This is a genomic window from Pseudomonas sp. EA_65y_Pfl2_P74 (assembly GCF_963970575.1).
GTDB lineage: Bacteria > Pseudomonadota > Gammaproteobacteria > Pseudomonadales > Pseudomonadaceae > Aquipseudomonas > Aquipseudomonas baetica_A.
Map to the genome: position 1 here is coordinate 90,516 of NZ_CAXAOQ010000011.1, position 25,871 is coordinate 116,386.

Annotated in this window: 22 protein-coding genes and 1 pseudogene; 16 read left to right on the forward strand and 7 right to left on the reverse strand. The window is 59.1% G+C overall.

The window, feature by feature from the left end:
• Positions 1–6: 6 nt before the first annotated feature.
• Positions 7–549 carry a DUF2937 family protein gene (locus AACY18_RS11185; RefSeq protein WP_339464877.1) on the forward strand — a complete coding sequence of 181 codons (543 nt, stop codon included), beginning with the start codon at positions 7–9 and terminating at the stop codon, positions 547–549.
• Between the two features lie 41 nt (positions 550–590).
• Here AACY18_RS11185 and AACY18_RS11190 read toward each other — a convergent pair whose 3' ends face one another.
• A complete protein-coding gene (locus AACY18_RS11190; RefSeq protein WP_339464878.1) occupies positions 591–1,505 on the reverse strand; it encodes a LysR family transcriptional regulator in 915 nt (304 codons plus the stop codon).
• 159 nt (positions 1,506–1,664) lie between these two features.
• On the opposite strand from AACY18_RS11190, the gene AACY18_RS11195 reads away from it, so the two are divergent.
• The 5 genes from AACY18_RS11195 to AACY18_RS11215 all read left to right on the forward strand — a co-directional run bounded on the left by AACY18_RS11195 (position 1,665) and on the right by AACY18_RS11215 (position 6,075).
• The gene (locus tag AACY18_RS11195; protein WP_339431040.1) at positions 1,665–2,963 is read left to right on the forward strand and encodes an MFS transporter; all 1,299 of its coding nucleotides are present in this window, start codon (positions 1,665–1,667) and stop codon (positions 2,961–2,963) included.
• A 76-nt stretch (positions 2,964–3,039) separates the two neighbouring features.
• Positions 3,040–3,792 (forward strand): 5-oxoprolinase subunit PxpA, encoded by a 753-nt coding sequence (locus AACY18_RS11200; RefSeq protein ID WP_339431041.1) that lies wholly within the window; start codon positions 3,040–3,042, stop codon positions 3,790–3,792.
• Positions 3,789–4,493 (forward strand): 5-oxoprolinase subunit PxpB, encoded by a 705-nt coding sequence (gene pxpB / locus AACY18_RS11205; RefSeq protein ID WP_339431042.1) that lies wholly within the window; start codon positions 3,789–3,791, stop codon positions 4,491–4,493. The genes AACY18_RS11200 and pxpB overlap by 4 nt, the downstream gene beginning before the upstream one ends.
• A complete protein-coding gene (locus AACY18_RS11210) occupies positions 4,490–5,407 on the forward strand; it encodes a 5-oxoprolinase subunit C family protein (RefSeq protein WP_339464880.1) in 918 nt (305 codons plus the stop codon). The genes pxpB and AACY18_RS11210 overlap by 4 nt, the downstream gene beginning before the upstream one ends.
• Positions 5,408–5,526: 119 nt before the next feature.
• A complete protein-coding gene (locus tag AACY18_RS11215; protein WP_339464881.1) occupies positions 5,527–6,075 on the forward strand; it encodes a hypothetical protein in 549 nt (182 codons plus the stop codon).
• Positions 6,076–6,144: 69 nt separating this feature from the next.
• Here AACY18_RS11215 and AACY18_RS11220 read toward each other — a convergent pair whose 3' ends face one another.
• From AACY18_RS11220 to AACY18_RS11230, 3 genes are all read right to left on the reverse strand, one after another.
• The gene (locus AACY18_RS11220; protein WP_339431045.1) at positions 6,145–7,323 is read right to left on the reverse strand and encodes a vWA domain-containing protein; all 1,179 of its coding nucleotides are present in this window, start codon (positions 7,321–7,323) and stop codon (positions 6,145–6,147) included.
• A gap of 12 nt (positions 7,324–7,335) precedes the next feature.
• On the reverse strand, positions 7,336–8,181 hold the full coding sequence (locus AACY18_RS11225; RefSeq protein WP_007911294.1) for an AAA family ATPase: 846 nt from the start codon (positions 8,179–8,181) through the stop codon (positions 7,336–7,338).
• A 223-nt stretch (positions 8,182–8,404) separates the two neighbouring features.
• Positions 8,405–9,478 carry a DUF748 domain-containing protein gene (locus AACY18_RS11230; protein ID WP_339431046.1) on the reverse strand — a complete coding sequence of 358 codons (1,074 nt, stop codon included), beginning with the start codon at positions 9,476–9,478 and terminating at the stop codon, positions 8,405–8,407.
• A 128-nt stretch (positions 9,479–9,606) separates the two neighbouring features.
• Between AACY18_RS11230 and cysK the strand changes: the two genes are divergently transcribed.
• The 4 genes from cysK (at position 9,607) to AACY18_RS11250 (ending at position 13,095) form a co-directional block, all read left to right on the forward strand.
• Complete coding sequence (cysK, locus tag AACY18_RS11235) at positions 9,607–10,581, forward strand: cysteine synthase A (RefSeq protein ID WP_339431047.1); 975 nt, start codon at positions 9,607–9,609, stop codon at positions 10,579–10,581.
• Between the two features lie 184 nt (positions 10,582–10,765).
• Positions 10,766–11,704, forward strand: a complete 939-nt coding sequence (locus AACY18_RS11240) for an aspartyl/asparaginyl beta-hydroxylase domain-containing protein (protein ID WP_339431048.1) — start codon at positions 10,766–10,768, stop codon at positions 11,702–11,704.
• 269 nt (positions 11,705–11,973) lie between these two features.
• On the forward strand, positions 11,974–12,138 hold the full coding sequence (locus AACY18_RS11245; RefSeq protein WP_339464883.1) for a hypothetical protein: 165 nt from the start codon (positions 11,974–11,976) through the stop codon (positions 12,136–12,138).
• Between the two features lie 93 nt (positions 12,139–12,231).
• Positions 12,232–13,095, forward strand: coding sequence for a DMT family transporter (locus AACY18_RS11250; protein WP_339464884.1), 864 nt, complete (start codon positions 12,232–12,234; stop codon positions 13,093–13,095).
• A 58-nt stretch (positions 13,096–13,153) separates the two neighbouring features.
• On the opposite strand, the gene AACY18_RS11255 is transcribed toward AACY18_RS11250, so the two are convergent.
• A complete protein-coding gene (locus tag AACY18_RS11255) occupies positions 13,154–14,062 on the reverse strand; it encodes a DMT family transporter (protein WP_339431051.1) in 909 nt (302 codons plus the stop codon).
• Between the two features lie 227 nt (positions 14,063–14,289).
• Here AACY18_RS11255 and aceK point away from each other — a divergent pair, with 227 nt between their 5' ends.
• The 5 genes from aceK (at position 14,290) to AACY18_RS11280 (ending at position 22,496) form a co-directional block, all read left to right on the forward strand.
• The gene (gene aceK, locus AACY18_RS11260) at positions 14,290–16,011 is read left to right on the forward strand and encodes a bifunctional isocitrate dehydrogenase kinase/phosphatase (protein WP_339464885.1); all 1,722 of its coding nucleotides are present in this window, start codon (positions 14,290–14,292) and stop codon (positions 16,009–16,011) included.
• A gap of 135 nt (positions 16,012–16,146) precedes the next feature.
• Positions 16,147–20,058 carry an ATP-dependent RNA helicase HrpA gene (gene hrpA / locus AACY18_RS11265; RefSeq protein ID WP_339464886.1) on the forward strand — a complete coding sequence of 1,304 codons (3,912 nt, stop codon included), beginning with the start codon at positions 16,147–16,149 and terminating at the stop codon, positions 20,056–20,058.
• 328 nt (positions 20,059–20,386) lie between these two features.
• Positions 20,387–21,508: a beta-ketoacyl-ACP synthase III gene (locus AACY18_RS11270; protein ID WP_339464887.1), complete on the forward strand. Its 1,122-nt coding sequence runs from the start codon at positions 20,387–20,389 to the stop codon at positions 21,506–21,508.
• A 146-nt stretch (positions 21,509–21,654) separates the two neighbouring features.
• Entirely contained in the window at positions 21,655–22,266 is a 612-nt protein-coding gene (locus AACY18_RS11275) for an RNA polymerase sigma factor (RefSeq protein ID WP_221729362.1), read from the forward strand.
• On the forward strand, positions 22,260–22,496 hold the full coding sequence (locus AACY18_RS11280; protein ID WP_339431055.1) for an anti-sigma factor family protein: 237 nt from the start codon (positions 22,260–22,262) through the stop codon (positions 22,494–22,496). Before AACY18_RS11275 ends, AACY18_RS11280 begins: the two co-directional genes overlap by 7 nt.
• Positions 22,497–22,628: 132 nt before the next feature.
• Here AACY18_RS11280 and AACY18_RS11285 read toward each other — a convergent pair whose 3' ends face one another.
• Complete coding sequence (locus tag AACY18_RS11285; protein WP_221729360.1) at positions 22,629–23,951, reverse strand: putative porin; 1,323 nt, start codon at positions 23,949–23,951, stop codon at positions 22,629–22,631.
• 281 nt (positions 23,952–24,232) lie between these two features.
• Between AACY18_RS11285 and AACY18_RS11290 the strand changes: the two genes are divergently transcribed.
• Positions 24,233–25,357 carry a GNAT family N-acetyltransferase gene (locus tag AACY18_RS11290; RefSeq protein ID WP_339464888.1) on the forward strand — a complete coding sequence of 375 codons (1,125 nt, stop codon included), beginning with the start codon at positions 24,233–24,235 and terminating at the stop codon, positions 25,355–25,357.
• A 110-nt stretch (positions 25,358–25,467) separates the two neighbouring features.
• Here AACY18_RS11290 and AACY18_RS11295 read toward each other — a convergent pair.
• A pseudogene (locus AACY18_RS11295) lies at positions 25,468–25,848 on the reverse strand (aquaporin); the annotation flags it as partial.
• Between the last annotated feature and the right edge of the window lie 23 nt (positions 25,849–25,871).

The following is a 25,871-nucleotide window of genomic DNA, read 5'->3' on the forward strand; positions in this document are numbered from 1 at the left end:
CACCCCATGTTGCTCAGTTATCTACGGCTGGTGTTGTTTGCGGCGGGCCTGTTGATTGGTGTCCAGGTGCCTGGGTTCATCAACGATTACGCGAAACGGGTCGAGGCGCATCTGATCGAGGCGCAGACCGGCCTGCGCGGTTTCCAGGGCACGGCCGAGCAATTCTTCAAGGGCGACTTGCAGGCGCTGGTCGCTCATTACCGCGCCAGTGACGACCCGGTGTTTCGCAGCGATGCCGACAGCCTGAGCACGTTGCTCAATCGTCAACTGGCGCTGGATAAACAGTTCCAGGCGATGCAGGGGCCTTGGTACATCCGCTTCCTGCAAGTGGTGCTGGCTGCCGATCCGGATATTCGCAAGGAAACCTGGAACGGCTACAGCTATCAGATTCTGCTGACCCCGCAAGCGATGATCTGGGGCATGAGCGGGGCGTTGCTGTTGTCGTTCGGCATTGAATGCCTGTTCCGTCTGATCGACTGGGTGGTGCTCGGTGGCAAGCGCCTGCGCCAGAGCCGGCCTATCGAAGACCGCGATGTGCGCGGGTTGTAAGGGTTCAGTCGCTGTGGCGAGGGGATAAATCCCCTCGCTGCTCAGTCAGTCAATGTGATGTAGCGCTCGCCCATCTCGCGCGCATACCCTGCCAGCACCTGCTGACACAACGACACAATCTCCTCGACCCAATCCACGCCCACCCGCCACGACACCACCACCTGCAAGTTCGATGGCCGTTGGTCGATGGCGAGCAAGGTCAATTCCCCCCGCATCAATTCTTCGGCCACCAACACCGGCGGCAGCGCGCCAATGCCGAATCCATCGCGCAACAAACGCGTGATCGCCGACACCGAATTCACACAGTTCAAGCGTGGCGTCAGCACGCCGTTGGCCTGCATCAACGCCAGAACGTCCTGATGTGGCCGGGAGTTTTTCGAGTAGGTGATGATCCGTTCCTGGGCCAGATCCGCAAGGCTTGAGAAGTCGCGGTTGTAGATCGAATGGCTCGCCACGATCCAGCCCAGCGGATGGCTGGCCAGCTCCAGACTGCGCACGCTTTCATGACGCACCAGGTCGGTTTGCAGGATCAGATCGAGAAAGCCTTTTTGCAGCTGATCGCAGAGGTTGAGCGACGTATCGGCCACCAGCTCGATTTCCACCCGTGGATACAGGTCGGTCATGTGCGCCACCAGGGGGCTGAGCCATGTGTGGATGACCGTGTCCATCACGCCAATGCGCACCCGGCCGACCTGGCTCGAACGGGTTTCGATCGATTGCTTGAGCGCGCTCATGGTGTCGAGCATCTGCTCGGCATATTCGAGCACTTTCAGGCCTTCGGGCGTCAGGCTGACCCCGCGTGAATCGCGCAGAAACAGCTTCGCCCCCAACTCGTTTTCAAGCACCGCAATGCGGCTGGAAATCGACGCCTGAGTGGTGAAAAGCTTGTCGGCGGTCAGGCGAAAACTCTTCAGTCGGGCGACCCAGACAAAGGTCTCGAGAAACTTCAGATTCATGGGCAAGGCTCGGGTGACAAATTTTTCTTATGCCTAAGGCGGGTTTTTATTCGTTGGACGCAGCAGGGCCATGGGACGAAAAATCGGCGCATCCGGTTCCCACGATAGGCGTCGTCGGGGCTTCGAACAAGACCAATAAAAAACCTGCGGAGATTGGCCATGAGTGCTCCCGATACCCTTCCCGACACACTCGATACACCCACGGCAACGGCGCGTCCGGGCCCGTTCGACTGGTATCGCAACATCAACAAACAGGAGCGTCGCACGTTCTGGAGCTGCAAGATCGGCTACGGTCTGGACGGCATGGACACGCAGATGCTCAGCTTTGTCGTGCCGACGCTGATTGCGATGTGGGGCATCACCACCGGCGAAGCCGGGCTGATTCACACCAGCACGCTGATCGCCTCGGCCATCGGCGGTTGGGTCGCCGGGATTCTTTCCGACCGCATCGGGCGCGTGCGCACGTTGCAACTGACGGTGCTGTGGTTCGCCTTCTTTACCTTCCTCTGCGGCTTCGCTCAGAACTACGAGCAATTGCTCATTGCCCGCACCCTGATGGGTTTTGGATTCGGTGGCGAGTGGACCGCCGGTGCCGTGTTGATCGGCGAGGTGATCCGCGCCAAGGATCGCGGCAAAGCAGTGGGCATGGTGCAATCCGGTTGGGCATTGGGGTGGGGGCTGACGGCGATTCTGTATGCGCTGCTGTTTTCGATACTGCCACCGGAAGACGCCTGGCGGGCGCTGTTCATCCTCGGCATCGTCCCGGCGATTTTTGTGATCTTCGTTCGGCGCTTGGTCAAGGATCCGGAGATCTATCGCCAGGCCAAGGCTGCACAAACCCCGGAAAACCCGGCGAAGTTCTACGAGATTTTCGCGCCAGGCATGCTGTTCACCACGATTCGCGCCTCACTGCTGACCACCGGTGCGCTGGGTGGGTACTACGCGATCACGTCCTGGTTGCCGACCTTTCTCAAAAATGAACGCGGTTTGAGCGTGCTCGGCACCGGTGGTTATCTGGCGATGGTGATCGTCGGCTCGTATGTCGGTTACGTGATCAGCGCCTATCTGACCGACCTGTTGGGCCGTAAAAAGAACTTCGTTCTGTTCGCCGTCGGCTCTTTCACCATCGTTCTGCTCTATACGCAGATGCCGGTGAGCAATGGTGTGATGCTGTGGCTGGGCTTCCCGCTGGGCTTCTTTGCCTCGGGGATTTTCAGCGGCATGGGCGCGTTTCTCACTGAGCTGTTTCCAACGCGGATTCGCGGTTCCGGCCAGGGCTTTTGCTACAACATCGGCCGGGCGCTGGCGGCATTGTTTCCATTGCTGATCGGTCTGCTCAGCCAGAAAGTGCCATTGAGCATGGGCATCGGTGCCTTCGCTGCAGTGTCCTACGGCGTGGTGATTCTTGCTGCATTGAGCTTGCCGGAGACTCGCGGCAAGCAACTCGATGCGCAGTAACTGATAACCTGCGGGGACAGCCCAATCGGCAAATGTCCTACGGATAAAAAGACAAGAAGCTACAGGAGTGTTCACCGTGAGCCGCCTGCTATTGAATTGCGACATTGGCGAGAGTTTCGGCAACTGGACCATGGGTCTGGACGCCGAGGTCATGCCCTTCATCGACTGCGCCAACGTGGCCTGCGGCTTTCATGCCGGCGACCCGAGCATCATGCGCAAAACCGTTAGCCTGGCGCTGAGCCACGGCGTGCAGGTCGGTGCGCACCCGGCCTATCAGGATCTGGTCGGGTTCGGCCGGCGCTCCATGGTGTATTCCGTTCAGGAACTGCAAGACATCCTGCATTACCAGATCGGCGCCCTCGACGGCATTTGCAAGGCGCAGGGCGGTCGGGTCAGTTACGTCAAACCGCACGGCGCGATGTACAACGACATGATGGCCAACCCGGCACAGTTGCGCGCAGTGATTCAGGCGGTTGCCGCTTACGACCCGACGTTGCCATTGATGTTGATGGCCTCCCGTGACAACTCGGCAGCGCAGCAGCTCGGGGACGAATACGGCGTGACCCTGTGGTTCGAAGCCTTCGCCGACCGCGCCTACGACAGCGCCGGCAAACTGGTCTCGCGGCAATTGCCGGGTGCGGTGCATCACGCTGCGCACACAATCATTGAACAAGCCCTGACCATTGCCAGCGGGGGCCCCCTCACTGCGAGCGACGGTAGCGCGTTGTACCTGCACGCCAACACCCTGTGTGTGCATGGCGATAACGCCAGCTCGGTGGCTGCCGTGCAACGCATCCGCGAGGCCTTGAACCAGCAGAGCGCGTCATGAACCCAAGGATTGAAGTCGTGGCGCTGGATTGTCTGATGCTGCGTCTGTTCGATGACATCGCCGAGGCCAACATGCCGTGGATGCTCGCCGCCAGTGAGCGCTTGCGTGCGGGCTTCGGCCCGCAACTGATCGATCTGGTGCCGTCCTACACCACACTGATGGTGCATTACGATCTGTTGGCCCTGAGTCCTAATCAGGCTCGGGCATTGATTGCCGAGGCGTTGATCGACCTCTCGCCGAATGTGCGAACCGACGGCCAGAGCCATGTGCTGCCGGTCTGGTACGACTTGAGCGTCGGGCCGGAACTGAGCTTGCTCGCTGAGCGAAGCGGGCTGGCGGTGGAGGAGGTGATCCGTCGTCACAGTGCCCGGGAATACCAGGTGTTCGCCCTTGGGTTTGCACCGGGGTTTGCCTTCATGGGCCTGGTCGAAGACATTCTGGCCGCACCACGCCTGAACACCCCGCGCAAGAAAGTCGCCGCCGGCAGCGTCGGCATCGCCGAGCGCCAGACGGCCGCGTATCCGGTGGTGTCCCCCGGCGGCTGGAACCTGATCGGCCGCACCCCGGCGACACTGTTCGACCGTCATCGCGACGGGTACAGCCTGATGCAGCCCGGTGACACCGTGCGTTTCGAAGCGGTGAGCCGTGCCGAGTTCATCCGTCTGGGTGGTGATGACACCCCGCAGGAGGCACTGGCATGAGCCAACTGACGATTGAAGCCAGTACGCCGTTATGTCTGTTGCAGGACGCTGGGCGTTTTGGTGTGCGACATCTGGGCGTCACTCAGGGCGGCGCGACGGACTGGCGCTCGATGAACTGGGCCAATTGGCTGCTGGGCAATGATCTGGACATGCCGGTGATCGAAATTACCCTCGGCGGATTTACCGTGCAGGCAGCAGAAGATTGCCTGCTGGCGCTGGCGGGGGCTGATCTGGGCGCGAACATCGATGGCCAGTCGTTGGCGCCGTGGCGCAGTTTCAAATTGCACAAAGGACAGACGTTGCAGTTCACCCGGCCGCTGCTCGGGGCTCGGGCTTATCTGGCGGCCCCCGGTGGATTTGATGCGCCCAGGGTTCTTGGCAGCCATTGCACGGTTGTGCGCGAGGGACTTGGCGGTCTTGATGGCATGGGCCTGCCGTTGGCCAAAGGGGCGACGCTGAGCTATCAGGGGCAAACCTTTCTGGTTCGGGAGGTGCCACTGGAGCATCGACCGGATCTGCGGCTGAATGCGCCGCTTGATCTGGTGCTGGGTGCGCAGATCGGTCAATTCAGCGGGCAGAGTCTGTTTGATGTGTTCAACAGTGACTGGACACTGGACAGTCGCGCCGATCGCATGGGCATTCGTTTGCTGGGCACGGCGTTGCAGTATCAGGGCTTGCCGATGATTTCCGAGGGCATTCCTCTTGGCGCGGTGCAGGTGCCGCCCGACGGGCAGCCCATCGTGTTGCTCAATGATCGACAGACCATCGGTGGCTATCCCCGGTTGGGAGCGTTGACGCCCTTGGCGTTGGCGAGCCTGGCGCAGTGTCTGCCGGGGGCGAAGGTGAGATTGCGGCCTGTGATGCAAGAAAATGGCTGGAAAAAACACATCGACTATCTGAAGTCCTACTTGTGAAATTGGCTGTTTCAGACTGAGTTGCGAGATGCTTCCTTTCTTTCTAAGTACATTGCCCTACAGCACTTCCCTGGAGCGTGTGGAACTATTTAGCCTTATCTCAAACAAGGAAGTTACAGATGCGTTATATGAAAGTCGTTGCTCAAGAGGGGGCCGAAGGTGGCGTCAGTGTCGGAAGCCGTATTGTCGGTTTTTATGATCGCGCCGAAGTTGACGCTGTTTATGAGGTGAAGATAAATCGCTTTGGCAATGTGCAGAGGCTCAGTGCTGACAGCATCCATTGCGAAGAACTGGTGGGTCGAATCGAACGATTCATGTCGAGTGCCAGCCTCGATATAAAGCGTATGTTTGACTGGAACCATCGCGGCGATCAGAACGGCAAATCCATGGAGCTTGTTGCCGAGGGGCACGCCACGGACGGTATCGCAACAAAGGTGAAGTTCCGCTTTTTGACAGAAGACGGTCAAGTCAACAACGAAGTGTTCCTCAGTCCGCAAACCGATGCCGCGAGGGCGAGGAGTGCAGAGCTGGAAATTCGCGGGACCGAAGCCATTACGCCGGGCAAAAAAAGGCGCAGCAAGAAAAAACCGGGTGCTGTACTCCCAGAGGTACAAGACACTCGATTTATGAACAGGCTATGCAAAGCCTATATCGCGTTGAACTGGTAAAGAGTCTTCGCCAAATGCCCTGAAAGGCGACAGTGTTGAGGCTGTTGCCTTTCAGGGCATCGAGTATTTTTACTTGGACAGAAACCGCATGCCTTCTTCCAGGCCGCGCAACGTCAGCGGATACATCTGATCTTCGATCAAGTCGCGCACTATGTTGGTCGACGAGGTATAGCCCCACGTATCTTTCGGGTACGGGTTGATCCAGATGAGTTTCTTGTACTTCTCCATGAAGCGCTGCATCCACAGATAACCCGGCTCTTCGTTCCAGTGCTCGACGCTGCCGCCGGCCTGGGTGATTTCATAAGGCGCCATGGCCGCGTCGCCGATGAAGATCACTTTGTAGTCGGCGCCGTACTTGTGCAGCAGGTCCTGAGTGGCGAAACGCTCGGACGTGCGGCGCATGTTGTTTTTCCACACCGATTCATAAATGAAGTTGTGGAAATAGAAGTACTCAAGATGTTTGAACTCGGTCTTGCAGGCCGAGAACAGCTCCTCGCAGGTTTTCACATGGGCATCCATCGAGCCGCCGATGTCGAACAGCAGCAACAGTTTCACGGTGTTGCGCCGTTCCGGGCGCATCTGGATGTTCAGCAGGCCGGCGTCCTTGGCGGTGTGATCGATGGTGCCGTCGATGTCCAGCTCTTCCGCCGCACCCTGACGGGCGAATTTACGCAGGCGGCGCAGGGCGACCTTGATGTTGCGCGTGCCCAGCTCCACGGAATCGTCGAGGTTCTTGTACTCGCGCTGATCCCAGACCTTTACCGCTTTGCCCTGGCGTTTGCCGGCATCGCCAACGCGAATGCCTTCCGGGTTGAAGCCGCCGGAGCCAAACGGGCTGGTGCCGCCGGTGCCGATCCATTTGTTACCGCCGGCATGGCGCTCCTTCTGTTCTTCCAGGCGCTTTTTGAACTCTTCGATCAGCTTGTCCAGGCCGCCAAGTGACTGAATCTGCGCGCGCTCTTCGTCGCTCAGCGAACGTTCGAACTCCTTGCGCAGCCAATCTTCGGGAATCAGCGCCTGCAAGTGATCGTCGAGTTTTTCCAGGCCATTGAAGTAGGCGCCGAACGCACGGTCGAACTTGTCGAAATGCCGTTCGTCCTTCACCAGAATCGCCCGGGACAAGTAATAGAACTCGTCCATGTCGGCGAAGGTCACGCGCTGTTTCAGCGCGTTGATCAGATCGAGCAGTTCGCGCACCGATACCGGCACTTTGGCTGCACGCATTTCATTGAACAGGTTGAGCAGCATGGCATCAGCCTCTTAGCGGGTGCCGCGACGGCTCATGAACGCCAGACGCTCAAGCAATTGCACGTCCTGTTCGTTCTTCACCAACGCACCGGCCAGCGGCGGAATCGCTTTGGTCGGATCGCGTTCGCGCAGTACCGCTTCACCGATGTTGTCGGCCATCAACAACTTCAGCCAGTCGACCAGTTCCGAGGTCGACGGCTTCTTCTTCAGGCCCGGAACCTTGCGCACGTCGAAGAACACGTCCAGCGCTTCGCTGACCAGATCCTTCTTGATGTCCGGATAATGCACGTCGACGATTTTCTGCAGGGTGGTGCGGTCGGGGAAGGCGATGTAGTGGAAGAAGCAGCGGCGCAGGAAGGCGTCCGGCAGTTCTTTCTCGTTGTTGGAGGTAATGATGATGATCGGGCGTTTTTTGGCCTTGATGGTTTCGTCGATCTCGTAAACGTAGAACTCCATCTTGTCGAGTTCTTGCAGCAAGTCGTTGGGGAACTCGATGTCGGCCTTGTCGATTTCGTCGATCAACAGAATGACCCGCTCTTCGGACTCGAATGCCTCCCAGAGTTTGCCTTTCTTCAGGTAGTTGCGAACATCGTGGACTTTTTCGTTGCCCAGTTGCGAGTCGCGCAGACGGCTGACCGCGTCGTACTCGTAGAGGCCCTGATGGGCCTTGGTGGTGGACTTGATGTGCCAGGTGATCAACTTGGCGCCGAACGACTCGGCCAGTTGCTCGGCGAGCATGGTCTTGCCGGTGCCCGGTTCACCCTTGACCAGCAGCGGCCGCTCCAGGGTGATGGCGGCGTTGACCGCCAGCTTCAGGTCATCGGTGGCGACGTAGGCCTGGGTGCCTTCGAACTTCATCTGCTAATCCTCGAACGGTAACGCCGACCTGAACGGGCAGGGCGGGGGCGAAATAATCGGATGCCCGACTATAACGCGCCCCCCGGTCGACTGTGAACGCAGACGGGTTATTCAGTCTCTGAATGGAGCGTCACATGCTGACTGGGTTTTGGTCTCGGGCCAGACAAACACCCCTGTGGCGAGGGGATTCGTCCCCGATGGCTGCGAAGCTGCCCCAAACACACTAACCCGCATCCGGCTTGGGTCGCTCATACCGCGCGTTGAACGCCTGGATGAATCCATTGCGTAAAATCTGCAAGAACGCTTCGAACGCGTTGATATCTTGCTGATGGACGTTACCGCTGAGTTCGACTTTGGTGGCGAACTGATTCTTGCCCTGGTTTTTAAGCACGGTTTCAGTGCCGCCGACCAGTGCCTCCCAGACCGAACGAAAGATACTTTTGTTCTTGTTTTCCACGTCCTGCTGCCAGTTGAACACTTCGACATCGCGCAGCAGCGGCTTGATGTAACCGGTAAGTTTGGCGTTTTCGGCTTTGGCCTCAATCACCACATCACCATGGCCGGCGTTGAAGTCGAACTTGCCATAGGCCGAGGCAAAGTCGTTCATGCGCTTGAGTTCGATATCACGGGCGCGCAGGCGGAACTCAAAGTCTTCGAAGTTGCTCAGTGGATCGAAGGTCGCGGTGGTTTCCAGAGGCGCGTGGCCTAACAACAGCGCTTTGCCCTCGAAGCGTGCGTTGCGTTTACCTGCGGTGTCGACCACGTTTGTCAGGTTGTAGAGGCTGGCATCGACATTTGTCGCATTCATGTTCACCGGTGGTTTGGAATTGAAGTTGCGGAAATTGATCCGCCCGTCGCTGATCCGCACTTCGTTAAGCGTAATCGGCAGGAGTTTGCCCAGTTGCTCACGCCAGTCGGTGCCTTTACCGGTCTGGGAGTCCTGTTTATTGCCTCCATCGACGAAGTTCACTTCGGGTTTGATGAATTGCACCTCGGCCACCACGGCATGGTCGTACCACAGCGAGTGCCAACTCACGGAAAGATCGATCAGCGGTGCATTGACTAACGGGACTGGCACCTTGCCGTCGACCTTGACGATCTTCAGGCCGTTGATTTTGTAAGCGCCACGCCACAGTGCCAGATCCACATCGGTGATCTGGCCGCGATAGTCGCCCATGTCCGCCAGTTTGCCGTTCAGGTAGTCACGCACCAGGTAGGGCAGGGCGATGTGCAGTGCGATCAGCAGCACGACAATCGTGGCGAGAGTCCATAACGGCCAGCTATAACGACGCTTCATGGCGACATTTCCTAAACGATATAAAGCGATGGACTGTCATGCGCCGCAGACGTTCGACCCGACTGGACTGTGATGGGTAACAGGCATACCTTTGAGCGCTGAATTCAATGCTGCATAAGGACCCAGCCATGAGCCGTATTTACGCTGACAACGCCCATTCCATCGGCAACACGCCGCTGGTGCAGATCAATCGCATTGCGCCGCGTGGGGTGACCATCCTGGCCAAGATCGAGGGGCGCAACCCCGGTTATTCGGTCAAGTGCCGGATCGGTGCCAACATGATCTGGGACGCCGAAAGCAGCGGCAAACTCAAGCCGGGCATGACCGTCGTCGAGCCGACTTCGGGTAATACGGGCATTGGCCTGGCCTTCGTGGCGGCCGCTCGTGGTTACAAATTGATGCTGACCATGCCGGCATCGATGAGCATTGAGCGTCGCAAAGTCCTCAAGGCCCTTGGCGCCGAACTGGTGTTGACCGAGCCCGCCAAGGGCATGAAAGGCGCCATTGAAAAAGCGGCAGAAATTGTTGCCAGTGATTGCGGCAAATACTTCATGCCGGCGCAGTTCGATAACCCGGCCAACCCGGCTATCCACGAAAAAACCACGGGGCCGGAAATCTGGAATGACACCGACGGTGCGGTCGATGTGCTGGTGGCCGGGGTCGGTACCGGCGGAACCATCACCGGTGTTTCGCGGTATATCAAGAATACCCAACGCAAACCGATTCTATCGGTGGCCGTGGAGCCTATGGCATCGCCGGTGATCACCCAGGCGCTGGCCGGCGAAGAGATCAAGCCGAGCCCGCACAAGATTCAGGGTATCGGTGCCGGGTTCGTGCCGAAAAACCTCGATTTGACGATGGTTGACCGGGTCGAGCAAGTCACCGACGAAGCGTCGAAAGCCATGGCGCTGCGTCTGATGCAGGAAGAAGGCATCCTGTGCGGCATTTCCTGCGGTGCGGCGATGGCCGTGGCCGTGCGATTGGCCGAGACCCCCGAGATGCAGGGCAAGACCATCGTGGTGATTTTGCCGGACTCGGGTGAGCGTTATCTGTCGAGCATGCTGTTCAGTGATCTGTTCACTGAGCAGGAGAACCAGCAGTAAGCGGATTGATTCAGATCAGCCAGGATTCAAGGGCGTTATGTTATTGAAGGCTTTGTTGCGCAAGGCTTGACACTGAATCTTGGGTTGGATGGGTTTTTCCCTTGGCCAGTAGTGTTTATCATGGCCGGCTGCCATGCCGGGTACGTGGCATGGCGTAGCGTTGTCTTTTTCCTGGGAGTTGTTGATGACCTTTTCGTTTACCGCCAAGGCTTTGGTGTTGCTGCTGTTTGTGGGCAGTACGCTCTATGTGCATTTGCGCGGCAAGGCGCGTTTGCCGGTACTGCGTCAGTTCGTCAACCACTCGGCGCTGTTCGCCCCGTATAACGCCCTGATGTACCTGTTCTCCGGCGTGCCGTCCAAGCCCTATCTGGATCGCAGCAAATTCCCGGAACTGGATGTGCTGCGCGATAACTGGGAAACCATCCGCGACGAGGCCATGCACCTGTTTGACGAGGGCTACATTCGCGCTGCCGAGAAGAACAACGACGCCGGTTTTGGCTCGTTCTTCAAGAAGGGCTGGAAGCGTTTCTACCTCAAGTGGTACGACAAACCGCTGCCATCTGCCGAAACCCTGTGCCCGAAAACCGTGGCGCTGGTCAGTGCCATCCCCAACGTCAAAGGCGCCATGTTTGCGCTGCTGCCGGGCGGCAGCCATTTGAACCCGCACCGCGACCCGTTTGCCGGTTCTCTGCGTTATCACCTCGGCTTGTCGACACCGAACTCCGACGATTGCCGGATCTTTGTCGACGGTCAGGTCTATGCATGGCGTGACGGTGAAGACGTGATGTTCGACGAGACCTACGTGCACTGGGTCAAGAACGAAACCGACAAGACCCGCGTGATCCTGTTCTGCGACATCGAGCGACCGTTGAGCAATCGCCTGATGACCCGCATCAACCGCTTTATCAGTGGGTGGCTGGGCCGTGCGACTGCGCCGCAGAACCTCGACGACGAACGCGTTGGCGGCATCAACCAGGCTTACGCCTGGAGCAAGAACTTCAGCGACAGGTTCAGCGGTGTGGTCAAGCAGTGGAAGCGCCGCAATCCGAAAGCCTACCGCGTGATGCGCCCGATCCTGGCGGTGGTGGTGTTGACGTTACTCGGGTATTGGCTGTTTGGTTGAGGCCGAACCCGAAACGAAGAACCGCTCCTTGTGAGCGGTTTTTTTTATCTCGGAATACAGGCAAACAGGACAGTCGGCAAGGAGGCTTGGTTCGTCTTCGATACTCGTCGATATGGCTTGCGAGCCATGTCTGGCCGAAGCAATGCCCTTGAATCTGTCGCTACCGACACGCAGCCAAAATCATTGCAATCCATGTCCCGCGCTGGTTATAGTCGGCCATCGTGAGCCCAACGACTCACCCAGCCACCCTCAAACAAAGATCTGCCCAAATGCCTGCATCCCTCATCAACGCGGTAGTCGATTCAGCGCTCAACGCTGGCGTCGTGCCGTGCGGGAATCAGCAGACCAAGCAGATCAGTCATTACTCTCCACCTGTCAGTAGCACGCCGGTGTGCGCAGTCGTAGCACCGCCGGGCGTTGGCGTTTCGGGCTGATCAGCATTCTCTGCTGACCCTTGCGCCCGCCAGAAAACTACTGAATTTCAGCCTCGGCTGAGTTGGCTATTTGCCTGACTACAGGTGGTATTCATGTTTGTCCTTTCGAAAAAAACCGCGCTTGCGGCGATGTCCACGAGCCTGTTCGTGTTGTTGTGGAGCAGCGGCGCGATCTTCTCCAAATGGGGCCTGGCCCACGCTTCACCGTTTGCGTTCCTGCTGATTCGCTTTGCCATTGCTTTGGGCGGGTTGGTGCTGCTGATTCCGTTGCTCAAGCTGAAACGGCCCAAGGGCGGCAAGCCGATGCTGTTTGCGATTGCCACAGGCGTGGTGTTGCTGGGGGCTTATCAGATCTTCTATCTGCTGGCCTTGAACACCAAAGTAACCCCGGGCGTGATGGCAACCATCATGGGCGTGCAGCCGATTCTCACCGTTGTCTTGATGGAGCGGCAGCGCTCGGCAAGCCGGCTGTTCGGTCTGGCGCTGGGGTTGGCCGGTCTGATAATGGTGGTTTATCAGGGGATGGGTTTGGCCGGGATGTCCTGGGCGGGAATGCTGTTTGGCCTGCTGGCGCTGGCGAGCATGACCCTGGGTTCGATCATGCAGAAACGCATCACCGACAACCCCCTGGGCACATTGCCGGTGCAGTACCTGGCCGGGCTGTTGTTGTGTGGGGTTTTCGTGCCGTTCCAGCCGTTTCATTTTGAACACAGCGCAGGTTTTATCGTGCCGGTGTTGTGGATGGGCCTGGTGGTGTCGGTGCTGGCGACACTGTTGCTGTATCGCCTGATCGCCCGGGGCAATCTGGTGAATGTCACCAGTTTGTTCTACCTGGTACCGGCAGTGACGGCGGTGATGGATTATTTGATCTTCGGCAATCGCCTGGCCGCGCTGAGTGTGCTGGGGATGCTGTTGATCATCGTTGGCCTGGCGTTTGTGTTCCGTAAAACCGCATAAAACCTTGCGTAAAAAAAGGCCCGGGAGATGATGCCCGGGCCTTTTTGCATCTGCTGAATTACTGCGCGGCGGCTCGGGCAGATTTGACCACCGCCGGCTTTAGCACCAACCACAACGCCAGTGCAATCAACACCCCGCCATAGATGTGCGCCATCGACAGCGGCTCATCGAGAAACAACGCGCCCCACAACACGCCGAACGGCGGGATCATGAAGGTCACGGTCATCGACTTGACCGGGCCGATGGAACTCAGCAGACGGAAGTAAATGATGTAGGCAAATGCGGTGCAGCCCAGGCCCAGGCCCAGCAGCGACAGCCACACGCTCCAGCCGCCCCAATTTGCCGGTGGTGCGGTGATCACGCTGTAGCCGAACAGTGGCAGCAGGAACAGCGTCGCGCCGAGCATGCTGCCCAGGGCCGAGAGGCGACTGTCCAGTCCACCTGCCTGATCCAGCCAGCGTCGCGCGAGAAATCCTGCAAAACCGTAACACGTGGTCGCGAGCAGGCAGGCAATGGCGCCCATCAGCAATTGCAGGTCAAACGCCACGGGGCCGGCACGGGTCAGCACGCCGACGCCGAACAGTCCGAGGAATACCCCGCCAAGTTTGGCCACGGTGAGTTTTTCACTGAAGAACAGTCCGCCGATCAGCACGCCCATCAAGGGGGTGGTGGCGTTGAAAATCGCTGAATAGCCGGCCGGCAATACTTGGGCCGCGACCGAATACAGGGTGGCCGGGATGCCCGAGTTGATCACGCCCAGCAGCATCACGGTTTTCAGTTTGCCTTTGAAATCCCAGCGCACGCGCATCAACCCCAGGATCACCACCAGACCGACAGCGGCAATCGATACCCGCAAAAACCCGGTCGGCACCGTACCGACCACTGGCGCGATGATGCGCATGAACAGGAAGCTCGCGCCCCAGATAGCAGCGAGCGACAGCATGCGGAAAATATCGACGGGGCTCACGGTGACACTCCTTCCTTTATCGGGACGAGAGTGTTGCCGAGCGCCCTGACGATGGCAACCGCTATTGGGGCATTTAACTTTGGTCCGACCGGTTCAATGTTGACGCCGGCAACGAATAATTCCTGTCATGTGCAACCACGACGCGGTTTTGGCACAAATTGCACTTCACCTGCGGCCGGTTCCGTGGCTAAGCTCAGGCATTCCGAATGCACGCAGAGGTCTCATCTATGCCGCAGCAATGGCCAGCCCCCGACATCGCCCGCATGATCCTCGATGGCTTTGACGATTACCGCGAGCATTTCCGTCGGATCACTGACGGCGCCCGGGAGCGCTTCGAGCAGGCGCGCTGGCAGGAGATCCAGACGGCCTCGGCGGCGCGGATCAACCTCTACGAAGACAAGGTCGGCGAAACCATCGCCCGGCTGCGTGAACATTTCGACGACGAAGCACTGATGGACGTCAATGGCTGGCCACTGGTGAAAAGCGCCTACATCCGCGTCATCGATTTGCGCTTCGACGATGAGCTGTCCGAGACCTGGTACAACTCGATTTTCTGCGGGCTGTTCAGCCATGACCTGATCAGCGACGGCTGCATGTTCATCCACACCACCCGGCCGAGCCTGCGCCGAGCACGCGCCGCGCAAACCCGCACCTACAAGCCGCAAGGTCAGTTGTCCGGGATGCTGGCGAGTATCTTTGCCGACTACCGTTTCGGTGAGGATTACGCCGATTTGCCCGGTGACCTGCACCGCCTCGAAGCGCAATTGCGCGAGAACCTGCCGGACTGGGTCTGCAAGGATCCGGAACTGAGCGTCGAACTGTTTTCTTCGGTTCTGTATCGCAACAAGGGCGCGTATCTGGTCGGGCGCATCTACACCCGCGACGAGCAATGGCCGCTGGTGATTCCGCTGCTGCACCGCGAAGGGCGTGGGGTTCAGATCGATGCGCTGATCACCGATGAAGCCGATGTGTCGATCATCTTCTCCTTCACCCGTTCGTATTTCATGGTCGACGTACCGGTGCCGGCGGAGTTCATCGGCTTTCTGCGGCGCATTTTGCCGGGCAAGCACATCGCCGAGTTGTACACCTCGATCGGTTTCTACAAGCACGGCAAGTCCGAGTTCTATCGCGCGCTGATCAATCACCTGGCCAGCACCGACGATCAGTTCATCATGGCCCCGGGTGTGCGCGGCATGGTGATGAGCGTCTTCACGCTGCCGGGTTTCAACACCGTGTTCAAAATCATCAAGGACCGTTTCTCACCGTCGAAAAACGTCGACCGCGCCACGGTCATCGAGAAATACCGCTTGGTGAAAAGTGTCGACAGGGTTGGGCGCATGGCCGATACCCAGGAGTTTGCCGATTTTCGTTTTCCGCTGAGCAAGTTCGACCCCGCGTGCCTTGAAGAATTGCTGGAAGTGGCGCCGTCCACGGTGTCGGTGGAAGGCGATACTGTGCTGATCCGCCACTGCTGGACTGAACGGCGCATGACCCCGCTCAACCTGTACCTGGAGAACGCCAACGAAGCGCAGGTGCGTGAGGCACTGGAGGATTACGGCTTGGCGATCAAGCAATTGGCGGCGGCGAATATCTTTCCCGGCGACATGCTGCTCAAGAACTTCGGCGTCACCCGTCACGGGCGGGTGGTGTTCTATGACTACGACGAAATCTGCTTCCTGACCGAAGCCAACTTCCGCCACATCCCGACCCCGCGCACGCCAGAGGATGAAATGGCTTCAGAGCCGTGGTACTCGATCGGGCCGCTGGATGTGTTTCCCGAAGAGTTTCCGCCGTTCCTGTTCGCCGATGCCGGTCAACGCAAGTTGTTTGATCAGTTGCATGGCGAGTTGTACAACGCCGATTACTGGAAGAGCCTGCAGGAGGCGATTCGGGCAGGGAAGGTCATCGACGTCTTCCCGTACCGGCGCAAGGGCCTGGATAACGAATAACAGCAGCGACGAGCGGCAAGTGACAAGCTTCAGGCCAGCAGTTGATTCAACTTGCGGCGTGTAGCTTGCCGCTTGTAGCTGCTTTTCTGCGACAATCGCCACCCTGCGCCACTAGACGACTGAATTGCGTACCCGATGACCGAAGAATCGCCCTCCACCGACAAACTGCTGAAAAACCTCGACCACGCCATGCTCGCCGACCGCCACCGGCTGCGGCGGCAGTTGCTTGAGCTGCGCAAAAAGCCAGACGAGGCCAAGCTGGCCCAGTGGGTGGCGCGCATGCAGGCGTCCTGTGATCAAGTGCTGGCGCGCAAGGCCAGCCTGCCGGTGATTCGTTACGACGACAGCCTGCCGATTGCGGCCAAGCGTGACGAGATCAAAAAGGCGCTGGAAAAGCATCAGGTGCTGATCATCGCGGGCGAAACCGGCTCGGGCAAAACCACGCAGTTGCCAAAAATCTGTCTGGAAATCGGTCGCGGCCAACACGGTTTGATCGGCCACACCCAGCCACGGCGGATCGCTGCCCGCAGTGTTGCCAGTCGCGTCGCAGAAGAACTCGCGACGCCGCTCGGGTCGCTGGTGGGCTACCAGGTACGCTTCGAAGATCAGAGCGATTCCAACACCCTGATCAAACTGATGACCGACGGCATCCTGCTGGCGGAAACCCAGAACGACCGCTATCTGGAACGCTACGACACGATCATTGTCGACGAAGCTCACGAACGCAGCCTCAACATCGACTTCCTGCTCGGTTATCTGAAAACCCTGCTGCCGCGCCGTCCCGACCTGAAGGTCATCATCACCTCGGCCACCATAGACCTGGAGCGTTTCTCCAAGCATTTCGATGACGCACCAATTGTCGAGGTCTCCGGCCGCACCTTCCCGGTGGACACCTGGTATCGCCCATTGACCCTGGAGCAGGACGAGGAGGGCAACCGCGTTGAGGACGACCTGACCGTCGATCAGGCAATCCTCGCCACCCTCGACGAAATTGCCGCCTACGAGCGCAGCGAACGTCGCAGCCCAGGCGATGTGCTGGTGTTCCTGCCCGGTGAGCGCGAAATTCGCGATGCCGCCGACATGCTGCGCAAGGCCCAACTCAAACACACCGAGATTCTGCCGCTGTACGCGCGCCTGTCGCCGGCCGAGCAGCAGCGGATTTTCCAGTCGCACCCCGGCCGTCGCGTCGTGCTGGCGACCAACGTCGCTGAAACCTCGCTGACCGTGCCGGGCATCCGCTACGTGATCGACAGCGGCACTGCGCGCATCAGCCGCTACAGCTACCGCGCCAAGGTTCAGCGTTTGCCGATCGAAGCGATTTCCCAGGCCAGCGCCAACCAGCGTAAGGGCCGCTGCGGCCGGGTCGAGCCGGGCATTTGCATACGTTTGTACAGCGAAGAAGATTTCCTCGGTCGCCCGGAATTCACTGACCCGGAGATTCTGCGCACCAACCTCGCGGCGGTGATCTTGCAGATGCTGCATCTGCGCCTCGGCGAAATCACTGCGTTCCCGTTCATCGAGCCGCCGGACGGCAAGGCGATCAGCGACGGTTTCAACCTGCTGCAAGAACTCTCGGCGGTGGATCGCAACAGTCAGTTGACCCCGCTCGGCCGTCAGTTGGCGCGCCTGCCAGTCGACCCGCGCATGGGCCGCATGCTGCTTGAAGCGGCGAAACTGGGCAGCTTGCAGGAAGTGCTGATCGTCGCCAGTGCCATGTCGATTCAGGACCCGCGCGAGCGTCCGCCGGAGCGCCAGCAAGCGGCGGATCAGGCTCACGCGCAATGGAAGGATGTCGATTCCGACTTCGCCGGCCTGGTCAATCTGTGGCGTGGTTTTGAAGAACAGCGCCAGGCGCTGACCGCCAGCCCGTTGCGCAATTGGTGCCGCAAGAACTTCCTCAACTATTTACGTCTGCGCGAGTGGCGTGATTCCCATCGCCAGTTGAGCCTGATCTGCCGCGACATGCAGTTGAGCCTCAATAAAGAACCAGCCGATTACCCGAAACTGCACAAAGCGGTGCTCGTCGGTTTGCTCAGCCAGATCGGCCAGAAAACCGAGGACGGCGATTACCTCGGCGCCCGTCAGCGACGTTTCTGGATTCACCCGTCGTCGGGCATCGGCAAGAAGCGTCCGCAATGGCTGATGACCGCCGAACTGGTAGAGACCACCAAGCTCTATGCGCGCATGGTCGCCAAGATCGACGCCGACTGGATCGAGCCGCTGGCCGGGCATCTGATCAAGAAAAATCACTTCGAACCGCACTGGGAGAAGAAGCGCGGCCAGGTCGTGGCCTTCGAGCAGATCACCCTGTTCGGGCTGATTGTGGTCGGGCGCCGACCGGTTCATTACGGCCCGGTTGACCCCGTGGTTTCGCGTGAGCTGTTTATCCGCGAAGGTCTGGTGCGGGGCGAGATTCAGTCCAGAGCCAAGTGCCTGAGCGCCAACAAACAACTGCTCGAACAGCTCGATGAACTGGAAGCCAAGGCCCGTCGCCGCGACATTCTGGCCGACGAAGAAACCCTGTACGCCTTCTACGATGCGCGGCTGCCGGCGGAGATTCACCAGAGCGCGACGTTCGACAGTTGGTACCGGATCAACAGCCAGAAAGACCCGCAACTGCTGATCATGCGCGAAGAAGACGTGCTGGCCCGCGAGGCCAGTGAAGTCACCGCGCTGCATTACCCCGATACCTTGCACATCGGTGATCTGGAACTGACGCTCAGTTATCACTTCGAACCCAATCACCCCCGTGACGGCGTGACCCTGCGGGTGCCGGCGCCGTTGCTGCCGATGCTGCCGCCGGAGCGTCTGGAATGGCTGGTGCCGGGGCTGATCGAGGCCAAGTGCATCGCTCTGGTGCGCAATCTGCCCAAAGCGTTGCGCAAGAACTTCGTGCCGGTGCCGGACTTCATCAAGGCTGCGCTGCAACGCATGACCTTCGCCGAGGGCTCGCTGCCCCAGGCGTTGGGGCGCGAGTTGTTGCGCATGACCGGTGCGCGGGTCAGCGATGAGGCGTGGGCGGAAGCGGCGCAGCAGGTCGAAGGGCATCTGCGCATGAACCTGGAAATCGTCGACGGCCAAGGCAAATTCCTTGGCGAAGGACGGGATCTGGCCGAACTGACTGCGCGTTTCGCCGAAGCCAGTCAGGCCGCACTGGCCGTGCCGCAGAGTGCCAAGAGTCAGCAGCCGGTGGAGGCGAAAGTCTTCGCGCCGGTGGCAGCAAAAACTCAGCAGAAAATTGCCGGGCTGTCGATGACGGTCTACCCAGCGCTGGTGGAAGAGGGCGGCACGGTCAAGGAAGGGCGGTTCTCGACCCCGGCCGAAGCCGAGTTCCAGCATCGTCGTGCGTTGCAGCGCTTGCTCATGCAGCAACTGGCCGAACCGGCCAAATTCCTGCGTGGCAAGTTGCCGGGGCAGACCGAACTGGGCTTGCTCTACCGTGAACTGGGCCGGGTCGATGCGCTGGTCGAAGACATTCTGCTGGCCAGTCTCGACAGTTGCATTCTCGACGGCGAAGACCCGTTGCCGCGTGACGGTGCAGGGTTGGCGGCGCTGGCCGAACGCAAGCGTGGCAGTTGGACCGAACACGCCGAGCGCGTGGCGCGGCTGACGCTGGAGATTCTGAAGATCTGGCATGGCCTGCAAAAGCGCTTCAAGGGCAAGATCGATCTGGCCCAAGCCGTGGCGTTGAATGACATCAAGCAACAGATCAGTCATCTGGTTTACCCGGGGTTCGTGCGGGAAACGCCGATGCAATGGCTCAAGGAGCTGCCGCGTTATCTGAAAGCCGTCGAGCAGCGTTTTGAAAAACTGGGCGCGCAACTGCAGAAGGATCGGGTCTGGAGCGGTGAACTGGCCGGTTTGTGGGCCCAATACCAGGCCCGCGCCGCCAAGCATGCCCAGGAAGGCAAACGCGATCCACAGCTTGAGTTGTATCGCTGGTGGCTGGAGGAATATCGGGTTTCGCTGTTCGCCCAGCAGTTGGGAACGAAAGTGCCGATTTCCGATAAGCGCCTGAATAAACAATGGACCCAGGTCGAACCCTAGATCTATCGACGTGCACAGTCCCCCTGTGGGAGCGGGCTTGCTCGTGAAGGCGTAGTGTCAGATAACTGATTCGGTGACTGACACACCGCCTTCGCGAGCAAGCCCCCCGCCTTGGGATTTGCGTTGTGCTTGAGAAAGGGGCCAAAACCTTGGGTTTATGGCAAACTTCGCGACCATAAATGCCTGTTTCGCGACCCAGAGCCTTCGGCGTGGTCACGCAACGGAATAAAACGATGCCAGGTTTGCGTCCCCCGGATGGGAATAGACCCTTTGTGTGTTGGTACGACGGTTCCAGCACTTTCTGCCTGAACAGATTAGAGAAACGACCATGCATAACGTCGTCATCAGCGGCACCGGCCTGTACACCCCGGCCAACAGCATCTCCAACGAAGAGCTGGTGCAGTCTTTCAATACCTACGTCGCGCAATTCAACGCGGACAACGCAGACGCCATCGCCAGCGGCGACATCCAGGCCCTGACGGAATCCAGCGCCGCCTTCATCGAAAAAGCCTCGGGCATCAAGAGCCGCTTTGTCATGGACAAAGAAGGCATTCTTGATCCGCAGCGCATGGCCCCGCGTCTGCCGGAGCGTTCCAACGAGGAATGGTCGGTACTTTGCCAAATGGCCATCGGTGCTGCCGAACAAGCCTTGCAACGCGCCGGCAAAACCGCCGCTGACATCGACGGCGTGATCGTCGCCTGCTCCAACTTGCAGCGTGCTTACCCGGCCATCGCCATCGAAGTCCAGGAAGCCCTGGGCATTCAGGGGTTCGGTTTCGACATGAACGTGGCCTGTTCCTCGGCCACCTTCGGCATTCAGGCAGCCGCCAACAGCGTGCAACTGGGCCAGGCCCGGGCGATCCTGATGGTCAACCCGGAAGTCTGCACCGGTCACCTGAACTTCCGTGACCGCGACAGCCACTTCATCTTCGGCGACGCCGCCACGGCCGTGATCATCGAGCGCGCCGATCTGGCTACGTCCAAATACCAGTTCGACGTGGTCAGCACCAAACTGCTGACCAAGTTCTCCAACAACATCCGCAACAACTTCGGCTTTCTCAACCGCGCAGCGCAAGAGGGCGTCGGTACTCGCGACAAGCTGTTCGTGCAGGAAGGCCGCAAGGTGTTCAAGGATGTTTGCCCGATGGTGGCTGAACTGGTCGGTGCGCATCTGGAAGAGAACCAGCTCAATGTCGGCGATGTGAAGCGTTTCTGGCTGCACCAGGCCAACCTCAGCATGAACCATCTGATCGTACGCAAACTGCTGGGCCGCGAGGCCACCGAAGAGGAAGCCCCGGTGATCCTCGACACTTACGCCAACACCAGCTCTGCCGGTTCCGTGATTGCTTTCCACAAGTATCAGGATGATCTGGCTGCCGGTTCGCTGGCGGTATTGAGTTCGTTCGGTGCGGGTTACTCGATCGGTAGCGTGATTCTGCGCAAGCGTTGAAAGTGGTTTAATTTCCGCTTAATCACGCTGACCTTTCCTACATCCGAGTCGGTTGAAACGCTGTAGTTTTCGGAAATGGCGGCAGGAGACGCTTCAGGCGAATCCTGCCGCTATCATTTTCGAAGTCGGAACAAGGGGATTGATGGATGGCGGTTGACGACACCCAACTGCTCGCGCGTTTGCTGGCAGGCGAGCAACAGGCTTTCAAGGAACTGGTCACGACTTATCAAAGCGCCATGCGCGCCGTCGCTTATGCGATTGTCGGCCAGCGTCACGTCGAAGAAGTGGTGCAGGATGCATGGCTGTCGGTAGTGCGCCATATCGGCAGTTTCGAAGGCCGCTCCAGTCTCAAGACCTGGTTGCTGACCATCACCGCCAACTCGGCCAAGAGTCGCTACAAGCAGAATCGCCGCGAAGTGTTGATGGATGACTTGCCGTCACCCCACGGCACCATTGATGATGACCGCTTTTCCCCCGGCGATGGCCACTGGCTGATCGCACCGTTCGCCTGGCACCAGGACACGCCTGAAGCGCTGCTCACCGAAAGCGAGTTGCGTGAGTGCCTCGAACACACACTGCTCAACCTGTCGGAACTGCAAAGCAGCGTTTTGTTGTTGCGCGAACGCCAAGGCCTTGAGCTCGAAGAGATCTGTAATCTTCTGGAGATATCGCTCTCCAATGTCCGTGTGCTGCTGCATCGTGCGCGGCTGAAAGTCTTCGCGACAGTGGAGCATTTTGAGGAGACCGGGGAATGCTGACCTGTAAGGAACAAGTGGCGCGCTCCAGCGATTATCTCGATGGCCAGCTGAGCTTTCGCGAAAAACTGATGGTGCGTCATCACCTGATGTTCTGCCCCAATTGCCGGCGCTTTATACGCCAGATGCGATTGATGCAGGCGACGCTGAAGGCGATGCCGGAGAAACCTGAAGAGGGGGTGGATGCGTTGGCCGAGCGGTTGGCGGCGCGGCTTCGGGAAGACAGCCCCTAGGGGGAGAAGCAGACTGACGCGCCTGCGGCACACGGATGATGGGGATCGCCGTAGCCGCGCCAGACTGTTGAAGCATCTCAAGCGCTGCACCCGGATGAGAAGCGCATCGCCTGAGATCTGTTGCTCTGTTGCTTAGAACTTCGCTTCTGCGTCCAGTTGCAGAATGTTGGTGTCGGCGTCGCGCTGAGTGCGGCTGGAGTAGTCAGCCTTGGTCAGGAAGTACGTGGCGCCGAGGGCGAAATTCTTGTCGATGTCGTAGCCGACTTTGAACTTGTGCCCACGCGAACCGGTGGTGCCGTTGGCGAAGTCGGAATCGGTGAAGGCGCCGACCACAGCATTGCGCTGCACGTCACGATAGTTGTAGTCGAGGTTCAGACCGAAGACTTTCGACTTGGCGCCGAGCAACCAGGCGGTGTCCTGATCGGTCACGGCATCGTTGTTCTTCACATACTGACCGTAGAACGACAGCGGCATTGGCAGACCGCCGATGTCGATCTGGCTGAAACCCTCGTACAGACGGAATTCGTTGTTGGCCGAGTTGCCATTGACGGCCAGTGCGCACGGTGTGGAAGAGCCCGTGCAACGGCTGTCCTGATCGTTCTGGTAGGCGTAGACGCTGCCGCCAACGGTCAGTTTCAGGTTGTCGGTGATGGCGATGCGGCTACCCAACTGGCCGGAGGTCAGGCGCAGGTCGTGACGGAATTGCACGCCTTCGCCGTCGACGTTGTCCTTGAGGTTGTAGTTGCCCAGGCTGCCGAACAGTTCGGCACTGCTGCCCAGTGGGTACTTGTAAGTGACGGCCAGACCTTCCGGGTTGATGTCGCCGTCCCAGATCACGTCGCCCATGCTCACCCACGGTTGCAGCATCTTGCCGCCGATCACATGCAGGTTCTTGATCGCATCAGGGTGGTAGTCGATGTAGCCCAGGTCCAGCCAGATCTGCTTCTTGTCGAAGTAGTTGTCCTGGTCCTGGTTGGTCGAACGAGCATCGTCGCCGCCGCCGGTGGCGATACGGATGCCGGTGTCCACTTGCGGGTTGATCTCGGTGTAGGCACCCAGACGTGCACGGATGCGCTGACGATCCTTTTCGCGGCCGCCGTTGTTGGCTTCGCCGTCGATCTTGACGGTCTCCTGGCGGATGCGCACGTCACCCTTGAACTGGGTCTTGGCAGCCCAGGCCAGTTTCTGGTCGAAGACGCTTTGTTCGTTGGTCTTCTTCGCGACAGCCGCGACTTGTTCATTGGTCTCTTGCTGCGCCTGCTGGGCGATTTGCTGAGCCTTCTGATCCTTGGCCAGTTCAGTTTGCAGTTCTACATACTGCGCCTGGGAAATCGAACCGTTAGCCTTGAGCATGTCGAGCAGTTTGGCGTCGACTGCAGCACTGGCCGGAACGCTCATGGCCAGTAACAGGCCACCGCACAGGGCCGCCGCAGTTTTCGTGGAAGCAAGACGCATAGCAATCTCCGAAGATGAGTGGGATGGCTGAACCATCCTGGGCACAACCGACGGTTGAAGGTCGGAAAACAGTGTCCGGGTAGAACCCGGCGCTCTAAAAACAGGCGCCAGTATCGCGATGGTTTATGACAGGGCAGTGGCACGGTGATGGCAGGTTGATGACGGTACGCGTTGGTCGTGAACCATTGATCTAGAGCGCTGTCGCCCGATGACGGGTGTGCAATGCGGCGCAATCGGCGATACTCGCCGAGCGCTGAAACCCCGAAGTGGAGAGCTCTTTGATGCCGTTGCACTGCCTGCAGAACCTGTCAGAAATCGCCCCGGCCACTTGGGATGAATTGGTGCCGGACAATCAGCCGTTTCTGCGTCATGCTTTTCTCAGTGCGCTGGAGGACAGCGGCAGCGTCGGCCCTCACACCGGTTGGCAGCCGGAGCATTTACTGCACATCGAAGATGGTCGGCTGATCGCCGCCTTGCCGGGTTACCGCAAGTGGCACTCCTACGGCGAGTATGTGTTCGACCATGGCTGGGCAGATGCCTGCGCCCGAGCCGGAATCGATTACTACCCCAAACTGTTGACGGCTGTGCCGTTCAGTCCAGTCAGCGGCCCTCGGTTGCTGGCGGCCAAGGTCGAAGACGGTTTTGAGCTGCTCAAGAGCCTGCCGGGTTATCTGGAAATCGAAGGGCTGTCCGGCGCGCACATCAATTTCACCGATCCGTTCACCGACGCCGCCATGGCCGAGCAGCCGGGCTGGTTGCAGCGCATCGGCTGTCAGTATCACTGGCACAATCGAGGCTATCGCGACTTTCAGGATTTTCTCGACGTGCTCAGTTCGCGCAAGCGCAAACAGATGCGCAAGGAGCGCGAGCAGGTGGCGGGGCAGGGCTTCGAATTTGAATGGCTACAAGGGCGAGAGCTAAACGAATCGCAGTGGGATTTCGTCTACGCCTGCTATGCCAATACCTACGCCGTGCGTCGGCAGACACCGTATCTGACGCGAGAGTTTTTCAGTTTGCTGGCCGCGCGCATGCCCGAATCGATCCGCGTGGTGCTGGCCAGGCAGGGCTCACGGCCGGTGGCCATGGCCTTCAGTCTGGTTGGCGGTGACAGTTTTTACGGGCGCTATTGGGGATGCCTTGCCGAATTTGATCGGCTGCACTTTGAAACCTGTTTTTATCAGGGCATGGACTACGCGATTGCCCAGGGCTATCAGCGTTTCGATGCCGGTGCTCAGGGCGAGCACAAACTGATTCGTGGCTTCGAACCGGTGATCACTCACTCGTGGCATTACCTGCGGCATCCGGGTCTGAAAGCGGCGGTAAAAGACTTCCTGCAGCAGGAACGCGCCGGTGTCCTGGCCTACGCCGAAGAAGCGAGAGCAGCCTTGCCCTACCGCCAAACCTAAATCTCCAATGTGGGGCTTGCTCGCGAAGGCGGTGTGTCAGTACAGCAAATATTGCCTGACACCACGCCTTCGCGAGCAAGCCCGCTCCCACATTTGGTTTTGTGTTGGACTCAGGTTTTTTCGTTACCCAACCAGAGATAAATCACTTCACCGGCCACCGCACCTGACAGCGGCGCCACCCAGAACATCCACAACTGCGCGATGGCCCAGCCGCCGACCATCAGCGCCGGCCCGGTACTGCGCGCCGGGTTCACCGAGGTATTGGTCACCGGAATCGAGATCAGGTGGATCAACGTCAGCGCCAGACCTATGGCAATCGGTGCGAGGCCCGGCGGTGCACGTTTATCGGTGGCGCCCAGAATGATGATCACAAACATCGCAGTCATCACCCGTTCGGTGACAAACCCGGCCGCCATCGAATACTGACCGGGCGAATGCTCGCCGTAACCGTTGGAGGCGAGGCCGGCGGCAATGTCGAAACCCTCACTCCCACATTGCAATTGTATTGACCCAA

Bases quoted from the DNA above. Each gene is read 5' to 3' on its own strand.
- AACY18_RS11185 (WP_339464877.1), top strand. From the start codon at position 7: ATGTTGCTCAGTTATCTACGGCTGGTGTTGTTTGCGGCGGGCCTGTTG.
- AACY18_RS11190 (WP_339464878.1), bottom strand. From the start codon at position 1,505: ATGAATCTGAAGTTTCTCGAGACCTTTGTCTGGGTCGCCCGACTGAAG.
- AACY18_RS11195 (WP_339431040.1), top strand. From the start codon at position 1,665: ATGAGTGCTCCCGATACCCTTCCCGACACACTCGATACACCCACGGCA.
- pxpB (WP_339431042.1), top strand. From the start codon at position 3,789: ATGAACCCAAGGATTGAAGTCGTGGCGCTGGATTGTCTGATGCTGCGT.
- AACY18_RS11210 (WP_339464880.1), top strand. From the start codon at position 4,490: ATGAGCCAACTGACGATTGAAGCCAGTACGCCGTTATGTCTGTTGCAG.
- AACY18_RS11215 (WP_339464881.1), top strand. From the start codon at position 5,527: ATGCGTTATATGAAAGTCGTTGCTCAAGAGGGGGCCGAAGGTGGCGTC.
- AACY18_RS11220 (WP_339431045.1), bottom strand. From the start codon at position 7,323: ATGCTGCTCAACCTGTTCAATGAAATGCGTGCAGCCAAAGTGCCGGTA.
- AACY18_RS11225 (WP_007911294.1), bottom strand. From the start codon at position 8,181: ATGAAGTTCGAAGGCACCCAGGCCTACGTCGCCACCGATGACCTGAAG.
- AACY18_RS11230 (WP_339431046.1), bottom strand. From the start codon at position 9,478: ATGAAGCGTCGTTATAGCTGGCCGTTATGGACTCTCGCCACGATTGTC.
- cysK (WP_339431047.1), top strand. From the start codon at position 9,607: ATGAGCCGTATTTACGCTGACAACGCCCATTCCATCGGCAACACGCCG.
- AACY18_RS11240 (WP_339431048.1), top strand. From the start codon at position 10,766: ATGACCTTTTCGTTTACCGCCAAGGCTTTGGTGTTGCTGCTGTTTGTG.
- AACY18_RS11245 (WP_339464883.1), top strand. From the start codon at position 11,974: ATGCCTGCATCCCTCATCAACGCGGTAGTCGATTCAGCGCTCAACGCT.
- AACY18_RS11250 (WP_339464884.1), top strand. From the start codon at position 12,232: ATGTTTGTCCTTTCGAAAAAAACCGCGCTTGCGGCGATGTCCACGAGC.
- aceK (WP_339464885.1), top strand. From the start codon at position 14,290: ATGCCGCAGCAATGGCCAGCCCCCGACATCGCCCGCATGATCCTCGAT.
- hrpA (WP_339464886.1), top strand. From the start codon at position 16,147: ATGACCGAAGAATCGCCCTCCACCGACAAACTGCTGAAAAACCTCGAC.
- AACY18_RS11270 (WP_339464887.1), top strand. From the start codon at position 20,387: ATGCATAACGTCGTCATCAGCGGCACCGGCCTGTACACCCCGGCCAAC.
- AACY18_RS11275 (WP_221729362.1), top strand. From the start codon at position 21,655: ATGGCGGTTGACGACACCCAACTGCTCGCGCGTTTGCTGGCAGGCGAG.
- AACY18_RS11280 (WP_339431055.1), top strand. From the start codon at position 22,260: ATGCTGACCTGTAAGGAACAAGTGGCGCGCTCCAGCGATTATCTCGAT.
- AACY18_RS11285 (WP_221729360.1), bottom strand. From the start codon at position 23,951: ATGCGTCTTGCTTCCACGAAAACTGCGGCGGCCCTGTGCGGTGGCCTG.
- AACY18_RS11290 (WP_339464888.1), top strand. From the start codon at position 24,233: ATGCCGTTGCACTGCCTGCAGAACCTGTCAGAAATCGCCCCGGCCACT.